Genomic DNA, 15276 nt, shown 5'->3' on the forward strand with positions numbered 1-15276 from the left:
TGACGGTATTTATCTATGCGCTCTGTGTGGGTTTTTATTCAATCTTTGTCACTCATTAATTACTGAAATAGAGAAATATTCCCAGGCTGTTATAGTTAAATATATATTTACTAATATTACATGAGATAAAGATGCAGGCGCAGCGGTGGTAAATAATTCCCCCATATAATACAATTACTCTCGCAGTGCCAATTTTTAGCCAGTGGAAAGGATTTTAAATAATATATGTACATTATGTTACAGAAACTTAATAATATTCGTACCCTTCGCGCCATGACGCGTGAATTCTCCATTGACGTGCTTGAAGAGATGCTGGAAAAACTCAGGATCGTGACTGAAGAAAAACGTAGCGAAGAAGAAAGCCTGCGTGAAAACTTGGCCGAGAAGCAGGAAAAAATCAATACCTGGCTTGAGCTTATGAAATCCGAAGGCATCTCCCCGGATGACCTGGTTGGTGACATTGCGGCAGCAACCGGCACCGGCAAAAAGCGTGCGGCTCGCCCGGCAAAATACCGTTTCACCGATTTCAACGGTGAGCAAAAAACCTGGACCGGCCAGGGCAGAATGCCGAAGCCGATCGCTCAGGCCGTGGCTAACGGTCAATCGCTTAATGATTTTCTGATCTAAGTTTTTAGCGTTAACATTTTATCGTTAACAAAGAAGACGGTGAGGTTTCCCTCACCGTTTTTATTTAGCAGACGCCAAAGTCACCCTCTTCATGGTAGGGCGCAACATCTACCGCTTTTAGGGTATATTTTTGCCCCTGTTCATCGTTTGCCGCGACGGCTATAAGTTGGTCGCCATGAATTTCGATGATTTTCATTTTTGGTCCACCCATTTTGGGCTGTACCAGATCGCCAACAGAATACATTGTGTTCTCCTTTATTATTGTCTGTCGTTATACCTTAGCCTACGCAGGGATAAAAAGGTAAAAGAGGGTAAACGAGATGGGCGAAAATGCCAGGTCGGGCGACAATGGCTACGCTAAGAGATGTCTCTTTTTTTTTATCATAACTAATTGCATGGAGTTTTTATGGGTTTCTGGCGCATCGTTTTTACCATTCTCATCCCACCGTTGGGCGTTTTGCTGGGTAAAGGATTTGGCTGGGCGTTTATCCTTAACATCGTGCTGACGCTGCTCGGTTATATTCCGGGTCTGATCCACGCGTTCTGGGTTCAGTCCCGCGACTGATTTTAATTCAGTTAAGTCTTATCCCGGCGGCGCTACGCTGAGCGGGCCTACACAAGAAACATTGCCTTGTAGGTCCGGCCAGCTTGCGCCGCCGGGCGTTCAGGCCCCTTAATATCCGACTTTAAACACCTGCCCGCTTTGCACCCCTTCCACGCTCCGACGAAATGCCAGCGCCACGCGTGTGGCCGGAACGCTTTCAAAGCCAGGGAAGAACGGGCCGTAGGCCGCTTCCGATTCGGTCAACATCGTCGGGCTCACCAGGTTTATCCGTATCCCTCGCGGTAATTCACAGGCAGCGGCTTTCACAAAGCCCGCTAATGCCGCATTAACGGTCGTGGCGTTGACACCCTGGGCGATAGGCACATCGGCGATGATCCCGCTAATCAGCGTAATGGACCCGCCATCGTTGAGAAAATGCTGGCCCTTTAGCGCCAGGCGAATCTGACCGAGCAGCTTATCCTGCAACCCGAGAGTAAAATCTTCCGCCGTCATCTTGCTCAGGGGGCCGAAAAAAACATTCCCGGTGGTGGCAATGATCGCATCCACTTTACCGGTTTGGGAAAACAGGGCATCAACGCTGGCTTCATCAGTGAGATCCACCAATACATCGCCCTGACGATGGCCAACGCGAATCAGCTGGTGCTGCCCATTTTTGTCCAGTTCAGCGGCCACTGCGCGCCCAACGGTGCCACTGGCACCCACGATAACAATTTTCATAACAGGCTCCTCGTTTTGGTTTGAGGTCTATTCTTTACCTCATTGTTTGTGCGATAAACGGGTGCAGAGTTAGAACATTATTAACGAGTGGTTCGGAATATGGATAAGCTTCGCAGTATGGAAATCTTCGTGACGGTGGTCGAATGCGGCAGCTTTACTGACGCGGCGGCGCGGCTGGAGATTTCTGCGGTAATGGTCGGGAAGTATATTACTCAGCTGGAAGCGGAACTGGGAGCGCGAATGCTCGACAGAACCACCCGGCGCCAAAGCCTGACAGATGCCGGACGCGTTTACGCGCAGGAGTGTCGACGGGTGCTGGAACAGGTCGCGGTAGCGGATGCTTCCGTAGAGCGCCTGCGTGCGACGCCGTCCGGGATGCTGCGTATCAGCGCCCCTTCAAGTTTAGGGGCCTGCATTGTGGCGCCTGCTGTTGCGACTTTTTTACAGCAATTCCCGCAGGTGCGGGCCGAGCTCGATCTCAGTAACCGAATGGTCAATCTGGTCGAAGAAGGGTTCGATCTCGCGGTGCGAATTGGAGATTTGCGCGACGGCGATCTGGTGGCAAAACCGCTGTGCCTGTATCGCATGGTCATCTGTGCCTCACCGGCGTATCTCGCGCGCTACGGCACGCCGCAATCCCCGCAGGATTTAACGGCCCACCGCTGCTTGTCACATATGGTGTGGAATGCCCGTAACGAATGGCAACTGCCCGGCAGTGAGGCGGAAAGCCCATGGCGGCGCGATCCGGTGCTGGCCTGTAACGATGGACTGGGCCTGAAAATGGCGGCGCTGGCCGGAGCGGGGCTGTTGCTTCAGCCTGAAATCTTACTGCGCGATGAAATCAAACGCGGCGAGCTGGTGCAGGTGCTCGATGCCTGGCTGCCCACGCCGCGTCCGGTACACATGGTTTATCGCCACGATCTGCGTCGCCTGCCTAAGCTCAGTGGGTTTATTGAACACTTACAGCACGTGGTGACGACGCTCGGCTATTTGCATTGACCCCTTTATTTCTTCACGGGGTCATGCGGTGCCTGCAACTATGCCCGAATATCGGCATAGTCCGGCGTGGTATCAAACTCATGTTTGGCGAATGGGCACAGCGGTATAATTTTGCGGTTTTCGCGGCGCATGCGCTCCACGACTTTCGCGACTAGCTTTTTACCCACGCCCTGGCCCTTCAGGCTCCCATCCACATCGGTATGTTCGATGATTGTCAGGTGTTCGCCAGTGGGCACAAAAACCACCTCCGCCACGCGTTTTCCGTCGGCATTGTTCACATAAAAACTGGTGCTATCTTCCAGAATATCCATTATCCCTCCAGACCTATTTTCAGACGATATTTCAGCGCCCCACTTGGGCAGGTATCAATCACGCGTTGGACTGTTTGTGTGTCGACGCTATCCGTTGCAATCCACGGCTTACGCTTCAGGTTAAACAGTTGGCTGCTGCCCCGCACGCAGTTGCCTGAGTGCTGGCACATTCCGGTATTAAAATAGACGTCGATTTTGTCGCCGCTGTACAGGCGATATCCCGCATCAATCAATTCTTTATCCACGACATTGCCTCTTTATTAGAATGACAGCGCGGTAAGCATAGACCTGGGAAGAGGAAAAGGCATAGGGACGCGGCGAGCCCGCATCCCTTTTCAGGTGTTAAATCAGTTTCATCAGGATGCTGAACGGATTGAGGTTGCTGAGGGTTTCCCAGACTTTATGCAAGTCGATAACGCCGGCCAGCCCGAGTAGCGCAAGGGTAATCAGCGCCGTGGAGGCGGTGATGACAATCATCAGGCGCACGAAATTGCGCTGCATTTTGTCCTGCTGCTCGACGCGACGCTCTTCTTTTTCAAACTCGACAATCGTCGCGACGGACTGCGGCTGCACGTAATAGCGCTCATCTTTCTGCGCCAAATCCCCGGTGATGATCAGCGATTTCAGCAGCAGTCTCACCTTGCGGCGAAACTCTTCATTGCGAATGTGCTTGTACCAGAGCTTGCCGTACAGCATCTCAATCACTTCATCGATCAGCACGCCCGCGTGGAGCCGCGAAGGGCGCTGCTGAATGTATTCGTTCACCAGCAGATTAAGCAGGGCGATACGGTCGCGACTTTTCAGCTCTTTATTGGCGAAAAACGTCGACACCAGTTTGCCCTTGCCCCGGCTGAACAAGGTTTTGAGATAGGCGAAACGGGTGCGATAGCTAAAGCTGAAGGCAAGAATGCCGGAGAAACTCACCGGTCCGTAGCTGCGGTGATGAATAATTTCTGCCTGCATCGCGTCGAGTTCCGCCACGCTGATGCGGCGCTCGTCGAGATAACGGCCCACGTCATAATCCCAGCGGGCAAGCGTTACGGCGCGATGCTTATAGCCTACCAACTGATAGCGATTACGGTCGACGTCGACCAGATGCACCGCGTAGTAATCATAAGGATTACCGCTGCGCGCGCCTTTTGCGACCAGCATTGGAAGCCGTTTTTTCCATCGTCCCTGTCGAAGGTCCGCCATTTTTGAATCAAACATACTGACTCCAGCCGCGCGAGGGCGGAGATATTAGGAAGGATAAGTCCGATCTTAGCTGTCTGGTCATTAATGCGACAATCCGAGTGTTGTTTAAAAATAATCTGACAACCTGCGTTCACGTCGAAATCCGCAACATGTTCAAAATGCGACATGGAGCACAAAAGACTGTCATGGTGTAAATGAGTTCATTCTTATGCTTGAGAATGTCAGGTTGTGTAAAACATTAGCCTGCATTTTCAGCAAACGGCAGTGTTGTAAATATGTTCTAATTTCTGATTGCATGTTAAACAAAGGCTGAGGCGATGATAATAAAACATTGCTGCAGCGCTGTGATTAACATAATAGTGCGAACTGGGTCTGAATTTAACCTTTATTTATGTGCGGTATTATAGCTTATTTTGATAAATACAAAAATAATTGATTAATGAATGATTATTTCCTGTTCGCTAATTGATTGAAAGTTAACCTTAAGCGCGTGCGGGAAATAACCGAGAACGGCGTGTTTTATCGCCATAAAATAAATTCATACCCTTCTTATTTATTGATGGAAATCACTCGAAATGCAGATCAATAATAATCACATCTATGATTTATAACGTCTTTTTATGGTTATCTTGATTGTGTAAAAATGGTTTCCGGCAAACTGTGAGTAATCGCACATACCCCGAGGGGTTATATTGCCTAGAATTCACCGCGAAATGGAAATTAAGGGTGAATAAGATGGAAAATATCATTTTACCGAAAACGCAGCAGCTGGTGGTTTTTCAGGAAGTCATCAGAAGTGGTTCTATCGGCTCGGCGGCGAAACAGCTTGGTTTAACCCAGCCTGCGGTCAGTAAAACGATCAATGACATCGAATCCTATTTTGGCATTGAGCTGATGGTCCGGAAAAATACCGGCGTGACGCTCACCAGTGCCGGACAGGTTTTACTCTCCTATTCCGAGTCCATCACCCGTGAAATGAAAAACATGGTGAGCGAGATTAACAGCCTGAGCTGTAGCCATGTGGTGGACGTTTCCTTCGGCTTCCCGTCGCTGATTGGCTTTACTTTTCTTTCCAGCATGATGAAGAAATTCAAAGAGGTGTTCCCGAAAGCGCAGGTGTCGATGTACGAAGCGCAGCTGGCATCATTCCTCCCGGCGCTGCGCGATGGGCGACTGGATTTCGCAATCGGTACGCTTAGCGATGAAATGCAGCTCCAGGATCTGCACGTTGAACCGCTGTTTGAGTCCGAATTCGTCCTGGTGGCCAGCAAATCCCGAACATGCACCGGCATGACCACCCTGGATGCGTTGCAAAACGAACAGTGGGTCCTGCCGCAAACCGATATGGGATTCTATAAAGAGTTGCTCACCACCTTCGAAAAACACCACATCAGCACCGAGAACATCGTTAAAACCGACTCCGTCGTCACCATCTACAACCTGGTTCTGAATGCCAATTTCCTGACCGTGATCCCGTGCGACATGACCGCCCCGTTTGGTTCAAACCAGTTTATTACGCTGCCCGTCGAAGACGTGCTGCCGGTGGCGCGTTACGCCGCCATCTGGTCAAAGAATTATCGAATTAAGAAATCTGCCTCAGTATTAGTCGAACTGGCAAAACAGTATTCACTGCATAATTGTCGTAAACGAAAAGAATTCGCCGAATTAGCCTGATTTAATTTTTATTATTACTGACTCTGGAGCGCTGGAAGACAGGCTCTGACCCCCTTTTACGTTTATTCCTGAGAAGAGGATAAAATGCATATTACATACGATCTGCCCGTCACCCTTGATGATATTCAAATGGCGCAAAAACGTCTGGCCGGGAAAATATATAAAACCGGCATGCCGCGTTCTAATTATTTAAGCGAATGCTGCAAAGGCGAAATATACCTCAAGTTCGAAAATATGCAGCGTACCGGGTCGTTTAAAATCCGCGGCGCATTTAATAAATTAAGTTCGTTGACCGAAGCGGAAAAACGCAAAGGTATCGTGGCGTGCTCCGCCGGGAACCACGCGCAGGGCGTGTCACTTTCCTGCGCCATGCTTGGCATCGACGGCAAAGTGGTGATGCCGCGCAGCGCGCCGAAATCGAAGGTCGCTGCTACCACGGATTATTCCGCCGAAGTGGTGCTGCACGGGGACAGCTTTAACGACACCATCGCCCGAGCCAGCGAAATCGTCGAAATGGAAGGGCGCATTTTCATCCCGCCGTATGACGACAAAATGGTTATCGCCGGGCAGGGCACCATCGGCCTGGAAATCCTCCAGGATCTGTACGACGTCGATAACGTGATTGTGCCAATCGGCGGCGGCGGCCTGATTGCAGGCATCGCCACCGCCATCAAATCCATTAACCCGACCATCCGCATCATTGGCGTGCAGTCCGAAAACGTCCACGGCATGGCGGCCTCGTTCCGCGCCGGGGAAATCACCAACCATCGCACCTGCGCCACACTGGCGGACGGCTGCGACGTCTCTCTCCCAGGCATTCTGACCTTTGAAATCGTGCGCGAACTGGTGGACGACATTGTGCTGGTTAGCGAAGACGACATTCGCCGCAGCATGGTGGCGCTCATTCAGCGCAATAAAGTGATTACCGAAGGCGCGGGCGCGCTGGCCTCGGCGGCGCTGCTCAGCGGCAAACTCGATGAACATATTCGCGGACGCAAAACTGTCAGCATCATTTCTGGCGGCAATATCGACTTGTCCCGCGTGTCGCAAATTACCGGTTTAGTTGACGCTTAATTTCTTTTGATAAGGAAACTTTTATGAGCAACGTAGAAACCCTTATTACCAGCGCCGATAAAGCATCGGCCTGGCGCAAATCTGACACCACCTGGACGCTGGGCCTGTTTGGCACCGCTATCGGGGCGGGGGTACTGTTTTTCCCGATCCGCGCCGGTTACGGCGGCCTGATCCCGATTTTACTGATGCTGGTGCTGGCGTATCCGATTGCTTTCTACTGCCACCGGGCGCTGGCGCGGCTGTGCCTTTCGGGAAGCAATCCGTCCGGCAACATCACCGAAACCGTCGAAGAACACTTCGGCAAAACCGGCGGCGTCGTCATTACCTTCCTGTATTTCTTTGCGATTTGCCCGCTGCTGTGGATTTACGGGGTCACGATAACCAACACCTTCATGACCTTCTGGGAAAACCAGCTGCAGATGGTGCCGCTTAACCGTGGCCTGGTGGCGCTGTGCCTGCTGCTGGTGATGGCGTTTGTCATCTGGTTCGGGAAAGACCTGATGGTCAAAGTGATGAGCTTCCTGGTCTTCCCGTTCATCGCCAGCCTGGTGCTGATTTCGCTGTCGCTGATCCCTTACTGGAACTCCGCGGTCATTGAACAGGTACACCTGAGCGATATCGCCTTTACCGGACACGACGGCATTCTGGTCACCGTGTGGCTGGGTATTTCCATCATGGTGTTTTCCTTCAACTTCTCGCCTATTGTCTCGTCGTTCGTGGTCTCCAAGCGCGAAGAGTACGAAGGGGAGTTTGGTCGCGATTACACCGAGAAGAAGTGCTCCAAAATCATCGGTCGCGCCAGCATGTTGATGGTTGCCGTGGTGATGTTCTTCGCCTTCAGCTGCCTGTTCACGCTCTCTCCGGCGAACATGGCGGAAGCCAAAGCGCAGAACATACCGGTGCTTTCCTACCTCGCGAACCACTTCTCATCAATGACCGGACAGAAAACAACGTTCGCCACTGTACTGGAATACGGCGCATCGATTATCGCCCTGGTCGCCATCTTCAAATCCTTCTTCGGCCACTATCTCGGCACGCTGGAAGGGCTGAACGGGCTGATCCTCAAGTTCGGTTACAAAGGCGATAAGACCAAAATCACCAGCCGCAAGCTGAACACCCTGAGCATGATTTTTATCATGGGCTCGACCTGGGTGGTGGCGTACGCCAACCCGAATATCCTCGATTTGATTGAAGCGATGGGCGCGCCGATTATCGCCTCGCTGCTGTGCCTGCTGCCGATGTTCGCGATTCGTAAAGTCCCGGCGCTGGCGAAATTCAAAGGGAAGGCGGACAACATTTTTGTTACTGCCATTGGTTTCCTGACCATTCTGAACATCGTTTATAAGCTGTTCTGAAAAGGATGATGGAGTCGTAAATGATTGAATTTCCGGTAGTGCTGGTCATTAACTGTGGGTCTTCATCGATTAAGTTTTCGGTGCTGGACGTACAAAGCCAGGATGTTTTGCTGACCGGCCTCGCGGACGGCATCAACAACGAAGGCGCAGCCCTCACGGTGAACGGAGGTGAGCCAGCGACGCTGGCTTACCCAACCTACGAATGTGCGTTGCAGGCGATTGCCAGCGAACTGGAAAACCGCGCCCTGATCGACAGTGTGGCCATCATTGGCCACCGTATCGCCCACGGCGGCAGTATTTTCAGTGAATCGGTACGGATAACCGACGAGGTCATCGCCCAAATCCGTGAAGTCTCGCCCCTGGCACCGTTGCACAACTACGCCAACCTCAGCGGTGTGGAAGCGGCCCAGCGCTTGTTCCCCGGCGTGCAACAGGTGGCGGTGTTTGACACTAGTTTCCACCAGACGCTGGAGCCGCACGCGTATCTGTACGGCCTGCCGTGGCACTATTTTGAAGCGCTGGGCGTGCGTCGCTACGGCTTCCACGGCACCTCGCATCGCTACGTCAGCCAGCAGGCGCACACCCTGCTGGGACTGAATGAAGAGGATTCCGGGCTGGTGATTGCACACCTCGGCAACGGCGCGTCGATTTGCGCGGTCCGCAACGGGCGCAGCGTGGATACCTCAATGGGCATGACGCCGCTGGAAGGGCTGATGATGGGTACCCGCTGCGGCGACGTTGATTTCGGCGCAATGGCGTGGATTGCCGAACAGACCGGGCAAAGCTTCAGCGACCTGGAGCGGGTGGTGAATAAGGAGTCCGGGCTGCTCGGCATCTCCGGGCTTTCCTCGGATATGCGCACGCTCGAAAAGGCCTGGCATGACGGGCACACCCACGCCCGGCTCGCCATTCAGACCTTTGTGCACCGCATCGCGCGCCATATTGCCGGGCACGCTGCGTCACTGCATCGTCTCGACGGCATTATTTTTACCGGCGGTATCGGCGAGAACTCCGCATTAATTCGCCAACTGGTGATGGCGCATTTGCAGGTATTTTCCCTGACGCTGGACGACGATAAAAATGCCCTACGAACAAGCGAAGAGCGGATTATTTCCGGCGCGCATTCGGCGGTCGCCTGCGCCGTTATTCCGACCAATGAAGAAAAAATGATTGCACTCGATGCCATTCAGTTAGGGGAAATGAATTTTTCTGCTGAATACGCACTTTCCTGAAATAGAAAGTTGAATAACAGAGAGCTCAGAAATGAAGGTTAATATCGATATCAACGATATGCAGTATACCGATGCCTGGCAGGGATTTAACGGCGCGGAGTGGAAGCACAGTATTAACGTTCGTGATTTTATTCAGCAAAACTACACCCCTTACGAAGGCGATGAATCTTTTCTCGCTGACGCCACGCCAGCCACCACGGCGCTGTGGGAAAAGGTGATGGCGGGTATTCGCCAGGAAAACGCCACCCATGCGCCGGTGGATTTTGATACCAACATCGCAACCACCATTACCGCCCATGACGCGGGTTACATCGACCAGCCGCTGGAAAAAATTGTCGGCTTGCAGACGGACAAACCGCTCAAGCGCGCGCTGCATCCGTTTGGCGGCATCAACATGATCAAAAGCTCGTTCGACGCTTACGGTCGTGAAATGGATGCGCAGTTTGAATACCAGTTCACGTCGCTGCGTAAAACCCATAACCAGGGCGTGTTTGACGTCTATTCCCCGGAAATGATGCGCTGCCGTAAATCGGGCGTGCTGACCGGTTTGCCGGACGGTTACGGGCGCGGGCGAATTATTGGCGACTATCGCCGCGTGGCGCTGTACGGCATTACGTATCTGGTGCGCGAACGTGAGTTGCAGTTTGCAGACTTGCAGGGCGCGATGGAGCGCGGGGAAGATCTTGAAGCCACCATTCGCCTGCGCGAGGAGCTGTCGGAACACCGCCGCGCGCTGTTGCAGATTCAGGAGATGGCCGCCAAATATGGCTCTGACATTTCCCGCCCGGCACAGACCGCGCAAGAGGCCGTACAGTGGGTCTATTTTGCCTATCTGGCGGCGGTGAAATCGCAAAACGGCGGCGCGATGTCGCTGGGCCGCACCACCGCGTTCCTCGATATCTACATTGAACGTGACATGCAGGCCGGGCGCCTGAACGAGAAAGACGCCCAGGAGCTGGTCGATCACTTCATCATGAAGATTCGGATGGTGCGTTTCCTGCGTACGCCGGAGTTCGACACGCTGTTCTCTGGCGACCCTATCTGGGCCACCGAAGTGATTGGCGGCATGGGCCTCGATGGCCGCACGCTGGTGACCAAAAGTGCCTTCCGTTACCTGCACACCCTACATACCATGGGGCCTGCGCCGGAGCCGAACCTGACCATTCTGTGGTCGGAAGCGCTGCCGATTGCCTTCAAGAAATACGCCGCGCAGATGTCGATCCTCACCTCGTCATTACAGTATGAAAACGACGACCTGATGCGCAGCGATTTTGACAGTGATGACTACGCCATCGCCTGCTGCGTCAGCCCGATGGTGATCGGCAAGCAGATGCAGTTCTTCGGTGCGCGCGCCAATCTGGCGAAAACGCTGCTGTACGCGATAAACGGTGGCGTGGACGAGAAGCTCAAAATCCAGGTCGGGCCGAAAACAGCCCCTCTGATGGACGACGTGTTGGATTACGACACCGTCATGAGCAGCCTCGACCACTTTATGGACTGGCTGGCGACGCAGTACATCAGCGCCCTGAATCTCATTCACTATATGCATGATAAATATAGCTATGAGGCCTCGCTGATGGCGCTGCACGACCGCGATGTTTATCGCACCATGGCCTGCGGGATCGCCGGCTTGTCGGTGGCGGCGGATTCGCTGTCGGCGATTAAGTATGCGAGAGTCAGCCCGGTTCGCGACCACAACGGCCTGGCGGTGGACTTCGTGATTGAGGGGAAATACCCGCAGTACGGCAACAACGACGACCGCGTGGACGATATCGCCTGCGATTTGGTAGAACGCTTTATGAAGAAGATTAGCGCGCTGCCGACCTACCGCAATGCGGTGCCGACCCAGTCGGTGCTGACCATCACCTCGAACGTGGTGTACGGGCAGAAAACCGGTAACACGCCGGACGGACGCCGGGGCGGCACGCCGTTTGCGCCGGGTGCGAACCCTATGCATGGCCGCGACCGGAAAGGCGCGGTGGCCTCGTTGACCTCGGTGGCGAAACTGCCGTTCACCTATGCCAAAGACGGCATTTCCTACACCTTCTCGATAGTCCCTACGGCGCTCGGTAAGGAAGAGGGCAGTCGCAAAACCAACCTCGTCGGGCTGCTCGACGGCTATTTCCATCACGAGGAGCGCATCGAAGGCGGGCAGCATCTGAATGTCAACGTAATGAACCGCGACATGCTGATGGACGCCATCGAACACCCGGACAATTACCCGAACCTGACGATCCGCGTCTCCGGTTATGCGGTGCGATTCAACGCCCTGACCCGAGAACAGCAGCAGGATGTCATCTCCCGGACCTTCACCCAGGCGATTTAAAACCGCCATCATGCGCATCGGGGCGACGCCTTTTGGCCGTCGCCCCTTTTTTACCCCTTCATCACGCCGCGTGAATTCCCCGTCTGATGTCTGGCGTGCTGGCGAATAATTGTTCAGACTTAAACTAAAGACATGGTCGACGCAGGGATTCTGCTTTAAACTGCGCGCTGCAATTTTTGACATGTTTAACGATTTATTAGGTGGTAATGGCGATGCGCGGGACAATCACAACCTGGTTTGAAGACAAAGGTTTCGGTTTTATCAAAGATGAAAACGGCGAGAACCGCTATTTTCATGTGATTAAGGTCTCGAACCCTGAGCTGATCAGAAAAGACGCCACGGTGACATTCGAGCCAACCACCAACAACAAAGGCCCATCGGCGTTCTCTGTGAAGGTCGATCCTGAGAGCAAATACATCTACATCGCGGGCGAGCGCATCAAACTCACGGCGATTAAATCGTTCCTGTCCTTCAACGAAGAAGTGCCAGCCGAAGTCGGGATTGATAAAGAGAACACGGTGCTGTCGGTTGGCGCACTGATGCACAACATCCGCCCAAAAGCGGCACCGCAGCCGGGTGAAATGCGCACCGTGAAAAAGCTGGTTATCACCACTTTCCAGGGAACGACGCACATCTTCTCTGAAGATGAGATTGATATCGACGCCACCATGAAGATGTTGCAGTCGAAGTGAACTGCATCTTGCGAAGGGATATCCACATAGCAAAGATAGCGAGTCTTCTTATTTCCAGAATGGCTCATGGTTCAATGTCAACAGGCGTACCGGTTGGCACCTGGCTCCAGATTTCGCGCATTTCGGTATTCGTCACAGCAATACAACCCGCGGTCCAGTCGATACGCTGAAGGAGTGGGCTAAGCCATTCCCAACCATTGGGCAGACCGTGGATCATGATATTGTCGCCGGGCGGGTATCCAGCCTCTTTTGCGGTTTTAATATCTTTCTTATTCGGGTAAGAAATATGCAGGCTGAGGCTGAACCGCGAGTGAGAATTGCGACTGTCGATGAAATAATGACCCTCCGGCGTTTTCTTGTCGCCTTCACGCTGTTTAGGACCCGCATTCGCCTGCTTACCGAGTGATACGTGATAGCTCGTAAGCTGAACACCCTTACGCATCAGCGTTAGCGTACGTTCTGACTTATTGATGACAATTAAATCAGCCCGTTGCGTAGTGGGCAGCAGCGTGGGTGGTGACGCATGTCCCCATTTGATCATTATGCGCGTGTATCCCATCAGGCATAACGCGATGAAAAGAAGCGCGCAACTGACACGCAGTAAACGGGGGTAACGACGGGGTAGATTCAAGTGTTTCTGTCCTCAAGTTTTTCCGGACAATTAACAACCTTAAATCGAATTCTTGTTAACCAAAAAAAGCTATAGATTTAATGAATTATTAAGTAAAAACAATTGGTTAATTTCAATTGATTCAGATGGGTTTTCTGTGGCTGTCGGTGAAACGCCCCAGTTCAAATATCTGCCTGAAACATACTGAATATCGGGTATTATTGCCCTTCTTTTCTGCTGAGGAGCCGTTACGGCGAAGGATATGAACCTCAATCGATTCTGTTATTTGCTTCTGGCCTTAGCGGCTATTGGCAGCATATTTTTACCGCATCCTGTAATGATGTGGTTTCTGCTGGCCAACGTGCTGACGCTGGTGGTTTACGGTGGGGATAAAATGGCCGCCCGCAATGCGTGGCGTAGAGTGCCGGAGTCCACCTTGCTGACGTTCGGCTTTGTCGGCGGGTGGCCGGGCGCTATTCTCGGCCAGCAACTCTTTCGGCATAAAACCCAAAAGCAGCCGTTTAAAACCTGGTTCGTTATCAGTGTGATTTTGAATGTTGCCGTGCTAGTGGCTTTGTATTGGTTCTATCCGTACTGAATGGGCTGCCATGCCTCAGTTCAAAATTGAGTTCAGACTGCTGACAACGTTCCAAAACGCCCGGCGGCGCTATGCTTGCCAGGCCTACGGTTCAGCGCAGGTTTTTGATGTTGTAGGCCCGATAAGCGTCAGCGCCATCGGGCAAAAAAGAGCTTACGGTTTTCTTTAATTGTCATTCGTAAGCTGAAGACAAAGCTGCTCTAAGACGAAGCGTGCAAGCCGAAATTATGATTTGGGTATTGTTTCCGCATAGGCTTTAGCGGCGGTAATCGCTTTATCATCAAAGATGTTTTGCTCATAGCCATCTGAAACACTGACGACGCGATAGATTTTCCATTTGCCGTCTTCGAGGCGCAGATAATCACGCAGTTGGCTTTTTTTACCCTCTTCGATCCCCAGCCACACATTCAGTACTTTACCGCCTGCGTAATCTTCCGCACCTCCGACTTCCAGATCCGATATCCATTCTGCGGCATAGTCCTGGCTATACGTAAAATAGTCCGCGCTAATAATCTCTTGCTCGTGGATGCTATGAATGTCTTTAAGCCTCGCCAGAGTATCTCTGGCTATGTATTGCCGCATTTGAGGTGAACACAAATCGTCAGCGCCGTTATCCGAAACATATGCATTGAGATAGAAGGAATAAAACGCTTTGACCGTGGCTTCCGGTGTCGGGATGTGGGACGCACAGCCGCTCAGAGCGAGCGTTAACAGCAAGATGATACGCATCGAATATTTCTTTCTCGTTCTAGACAGCGATATGCCAATTGAAGATATCTTCATGGGGCACCCATATATTATGGTTGGCGATTGTCAGACAGGCTTATTCAACAAGACATGAGATAATGTACTTTAAGGGGAGCATTCTTTATGGGCTCCCCGTTTTTTTGAAAAGCATAAAAATACAGACGATTAAAATGCAGTTCAAAATAACAGCCGTAATCAAGACTATAAGTGTGTACCAATCAAGCCAGTCTTGCTCCAGCACAAAACCGAACTTCTCAACGTAGTAACCGTATAACTCTAAATCGGGAAGCAAAAAACAGAGTATTCCATAAATGATGGTCAATGATGTCAGTTCTGTTAACCAAAGGGCTATAAGTTTTGTAGCAGTCATTAATACACCTGTATAGTGCCAAATGCTTTAAGCTGTGATGATATCAAAATGGGGGGCGATTTTATTAATGCCCTCCAGAGGAACATATAATCTGTGAGGGAAACTAGTGTAATACTGCCATCGCTGTTCCCGGACTATTAACACCCCAAAATCGAATTAAAGCTAACCAAATAATGCTATAGATT

The 15276-nt window shown here is 52.0% G+C and carries 18 protein-coding genes; 10 read left to right on the forward strand and 8 right to left on the reverse strand.

Translation table 11 applies throughout. From position 1 onward, the window contains the following. Positions 1 to 225 precede the first annotated feature (225 nt). Entirely contained in the window at positions 226 to 627 is a 402-nt protein-coding gene (stpA, locus tag A8O29_RS05355; protein WP_125352028.1) for a DNA-binding protein StpA, read from the forward strand. 64 nt (positions 628 to 691) lie between these two features. Here stpA and A8O29_RS05360 read toward each other — a convergent pair whose 3' ends face one another. Continuing rightward, a complete protein-coding gene (locus tag A8O29_RS05360) occupies positions 692 to 871 on the reverse strand; it encodes a YodC family protein (protein WP_125352027.1) in 180 nt (59 codons plus the stop codon). Positions 872 to 1033: 162 nt separating this feature from the next. Between A8O29_RS05360 and A8O29_RS05365 the strand changes: the two genes are divergently transcribed. Then, the gene (locus A8O29_RS05365; RefSeq protein WP_095283011.1) at positions 1034 to 1192 is read left to right on the forward strand and encodes a YqaE/Pmp3 family membrane protein; all 159 of its coding nucleotides are present in this window, start codon (positions 1034 to 1036) and stop codon (positions 1190 to 1192) included. A gap of 108 nt (positions 1193 to 1300) precedes the next feature. Here the strand turns inward: A8O29_RS05365 and A8O29_RS05370 are convergent, their stop codons facing one another. Then, positions 1301 to 1909 (reverse strand): short chain dehydrogenase, encoded by a 609-nt coding sequence (locus A8O29_RS05370; protein WP_174081227.1) that lies wholly within the window; start codon positions 1907 to 1909, stop codon positions 1301 to 1303. 99 nt (positions 1910 to 2008) lie between these two features. On the opposite strand from A8O29_RS05370, the gene A8O29_RS05375 reads away from it, so the two are divergent. Then, the gene (locus A8O29_RS05375) at positions 2009 to 2908 is read left to right on the forward strand and encodes a LysR substrate-binding domain-containing protein (RefSeq protein ID WP_174081228.1); all 900 of its coding nucleotides are present in this window, start codon (positions 2009 to 2011) and stop codon (positions 2906 to 2908) included. 38 nt (positions 2909 to 2946) lie between these two features. Here the strand turns inward: A8O29_RS05375 and A8O29_RS05380 are convergent, their stop codons facing one another. The 3 genes from A8O29_RS05380 to A8O29_RS05390 all read right to left on the reverse strand — a co-directional run bounded on the left by A8O29_RS05380 (position 2947) and on the right by A8O29_RS05390 (position 4428). Beyond that, complete coding sequence (locus A8O29_RS05380) at positions 2947 to 3219, reverse strand: GNAT family N-acetyltransferase (RefSeq protein WP_133461136.1); 273 nt, start codon at positions 3217 to 3219, stop codon at positions 2947 to 2949. Then, entirely contained in the window at positions 3219 to 3464 is a 246-nt protein-coding gene (locus tag A8O29_RS05385; protein WP_159465085.1) for a (4Fe-4S)-binding protein, read from the reverse strand. The genes A8O29_RS05380 and A8O29_RS05385 overlap by 1 nt, the downstream gene beginning before the upstream one ends. 97 nt (positions 3465 to 3561) lie before the next feature. Next, entirely contained in the window at positions 3562 to 4428 is an 867-nt protein-coding gene (locus A8O29_RS05390) for a hypothetical protein (protein WP_159465084.1), read from the reverse strand. A 720-nt stretch (positions 4429 to 5148) separates the two neighbouring features. On the opposite strand from A8O29_RS05390, the gene tdcA reads away from it, so the two are divergent. The 6 genes from tdcA (at position 5149) to A8O29_RS05420 (ending at position 12766) form a co-directional block, all read left to right on the forward strand. After that, positions 5149 to 6087 carry a transcriptional regulator TdcA gene (gene tdcA / locus A8O29_RS05395; protein ID WP_110511339.1) on the forward strand — a complete coding sequence of 313 codons (939 nt, stop codon included), beginning with the start codon at positions 5149 to 5151 and terminating at the stop codon, positions 6085 to 6087. A gap of 84 nt (positions 6088 to 6171) precedes the next feature. Next, the gene (gene tdcB, locus A8O29_RS05400) at positions 6172 to 7161 is read left to right on the forward strand and encodes a bifunctional threonine ammonia-lyase/L-serine ammonia-lyase TdcB (protein WP_174081229.1); all 990 of its coding nucleotides are present in this window, start codon (positions 6172 to 6174) and stop codon (positions 7159 to 7161) included. Between the two features lie 23 nt (positions 7162 to 7184). Then, positions 7185 to 8516, forward strand: coding sequence for a threonine/serine transporter TdcC (tdcC, locus tag A8O29_RS05405; protein WP_174081230.1), 1332 nt, complete (start codon positions 7185 to 7187; stop codon positions 8514 to 8516). A gap of 20 nt (positions 8517 to 8536) precedes the next feature. Further along, positions 8537 to 9748 (forward strand): propionate kinase, encoded by a 1212-nt coding sequence (gene tdcD / locus A8O29_RS05410; RefSeq protein WP_174081231.1) that lies wholly within the window; start codon positions 8537 to 8539, stop codon positions 9746 to 9748. Between the two features lie 31 nt (positions 9749 to 9779). After that, on the forward strand, positions 9780 to 12074 hold the full coding sequence (gene pflB, locus A8O29_RS05415; protein WP_174081232.1) for a formate C-acetyltransferase: 2295 nt from the start codon (positions 9780 to 9782) through the stop codon (positions 12072 to 12074). A 206-nt stretch (positions 12075 to 12280) separates the two neighbouring features. Next, positions 12281 to 12766, forward strand: coding sequence for a cold-shock protein (locus A8O29_RS05420; protein ID WP_110511334.1), 486 nt, complete (start codon positions 12281 to 12283; stop codon positions 12764 to 12766). Between the two features lie 64 nt (positions 12767 to 12830). On the opposite strand, the gene A8O29_RS05425 is transcribed toward A8O29_RS05420, so the two are convergent. Continuing rightward, complete coding sequence (locus tag A8O29_RS05425; protein ID WP_217448711.1) at positions 12831 to 13307, reverse strand: L,D-transpeptidase family protein; 477 nt, start codon at positions 13305 to 13307, stop codon at positions 12831 to 12833. A gap of 331 nt (positions 13308 to 13638) precedes the next feature. On the opposite strand from A8O29_RS05425, the gene A8O29_RS05430 reads away from it, so the two are divergent. Next, the gene (locus A8O29_RS05430; RefSeq protein WP_174081233.1) at positions 13639 to 13974 is read left to right on the forward strand and encodes a DUF1294 domain-containing protein; all 336 of its coding nucleotides are present in this window, start codon (positions 13639 to 13641) and stop codon (positions 13972 to 13974) included. A gap of 225 nt (positions 13975 to 14199) precedes the next feature. On the opposite strand, the gene A8O29_RS05435 is transcribed toward A8O29_RS05430, so the two are convergent. Further along, positions 14200 to 14703 (reverse strand): YqhG/Tai3 family protein, encoded by a 504-nt coding sequence (locus tag A8O29_RS05435; RefSeq protein ID WP_174081234.1) that lies wholly within the window; start codon positions 14701 to 14703, stop codon positions 14200 to 14202. 139 nt (positions 14704 to 14842) lie between these two features. Beyond that, positions 14843 to 15091: a hypothetical protein gene (locus A8O29_RS05440; RefSeq protein ID WP_125356017.1), complete on the reverse strand. Its 249-nt coding sequence runs from the start codon at positions 15089 to 15091 to the stop codon at positions 14843 to 14845. Positions 15092 to 15276 lie beyond the last annotated feature (185 nt).

Source organism: Scandinavium goeteborgense (assembly GCF_003935895.2).
GTDB lineage: Bacteria > Pseudomonadota > Gammaproteobacteria > Enterobacterales > Enterobacteriaceae > Scandinavium > Scandinavium goeteborgense.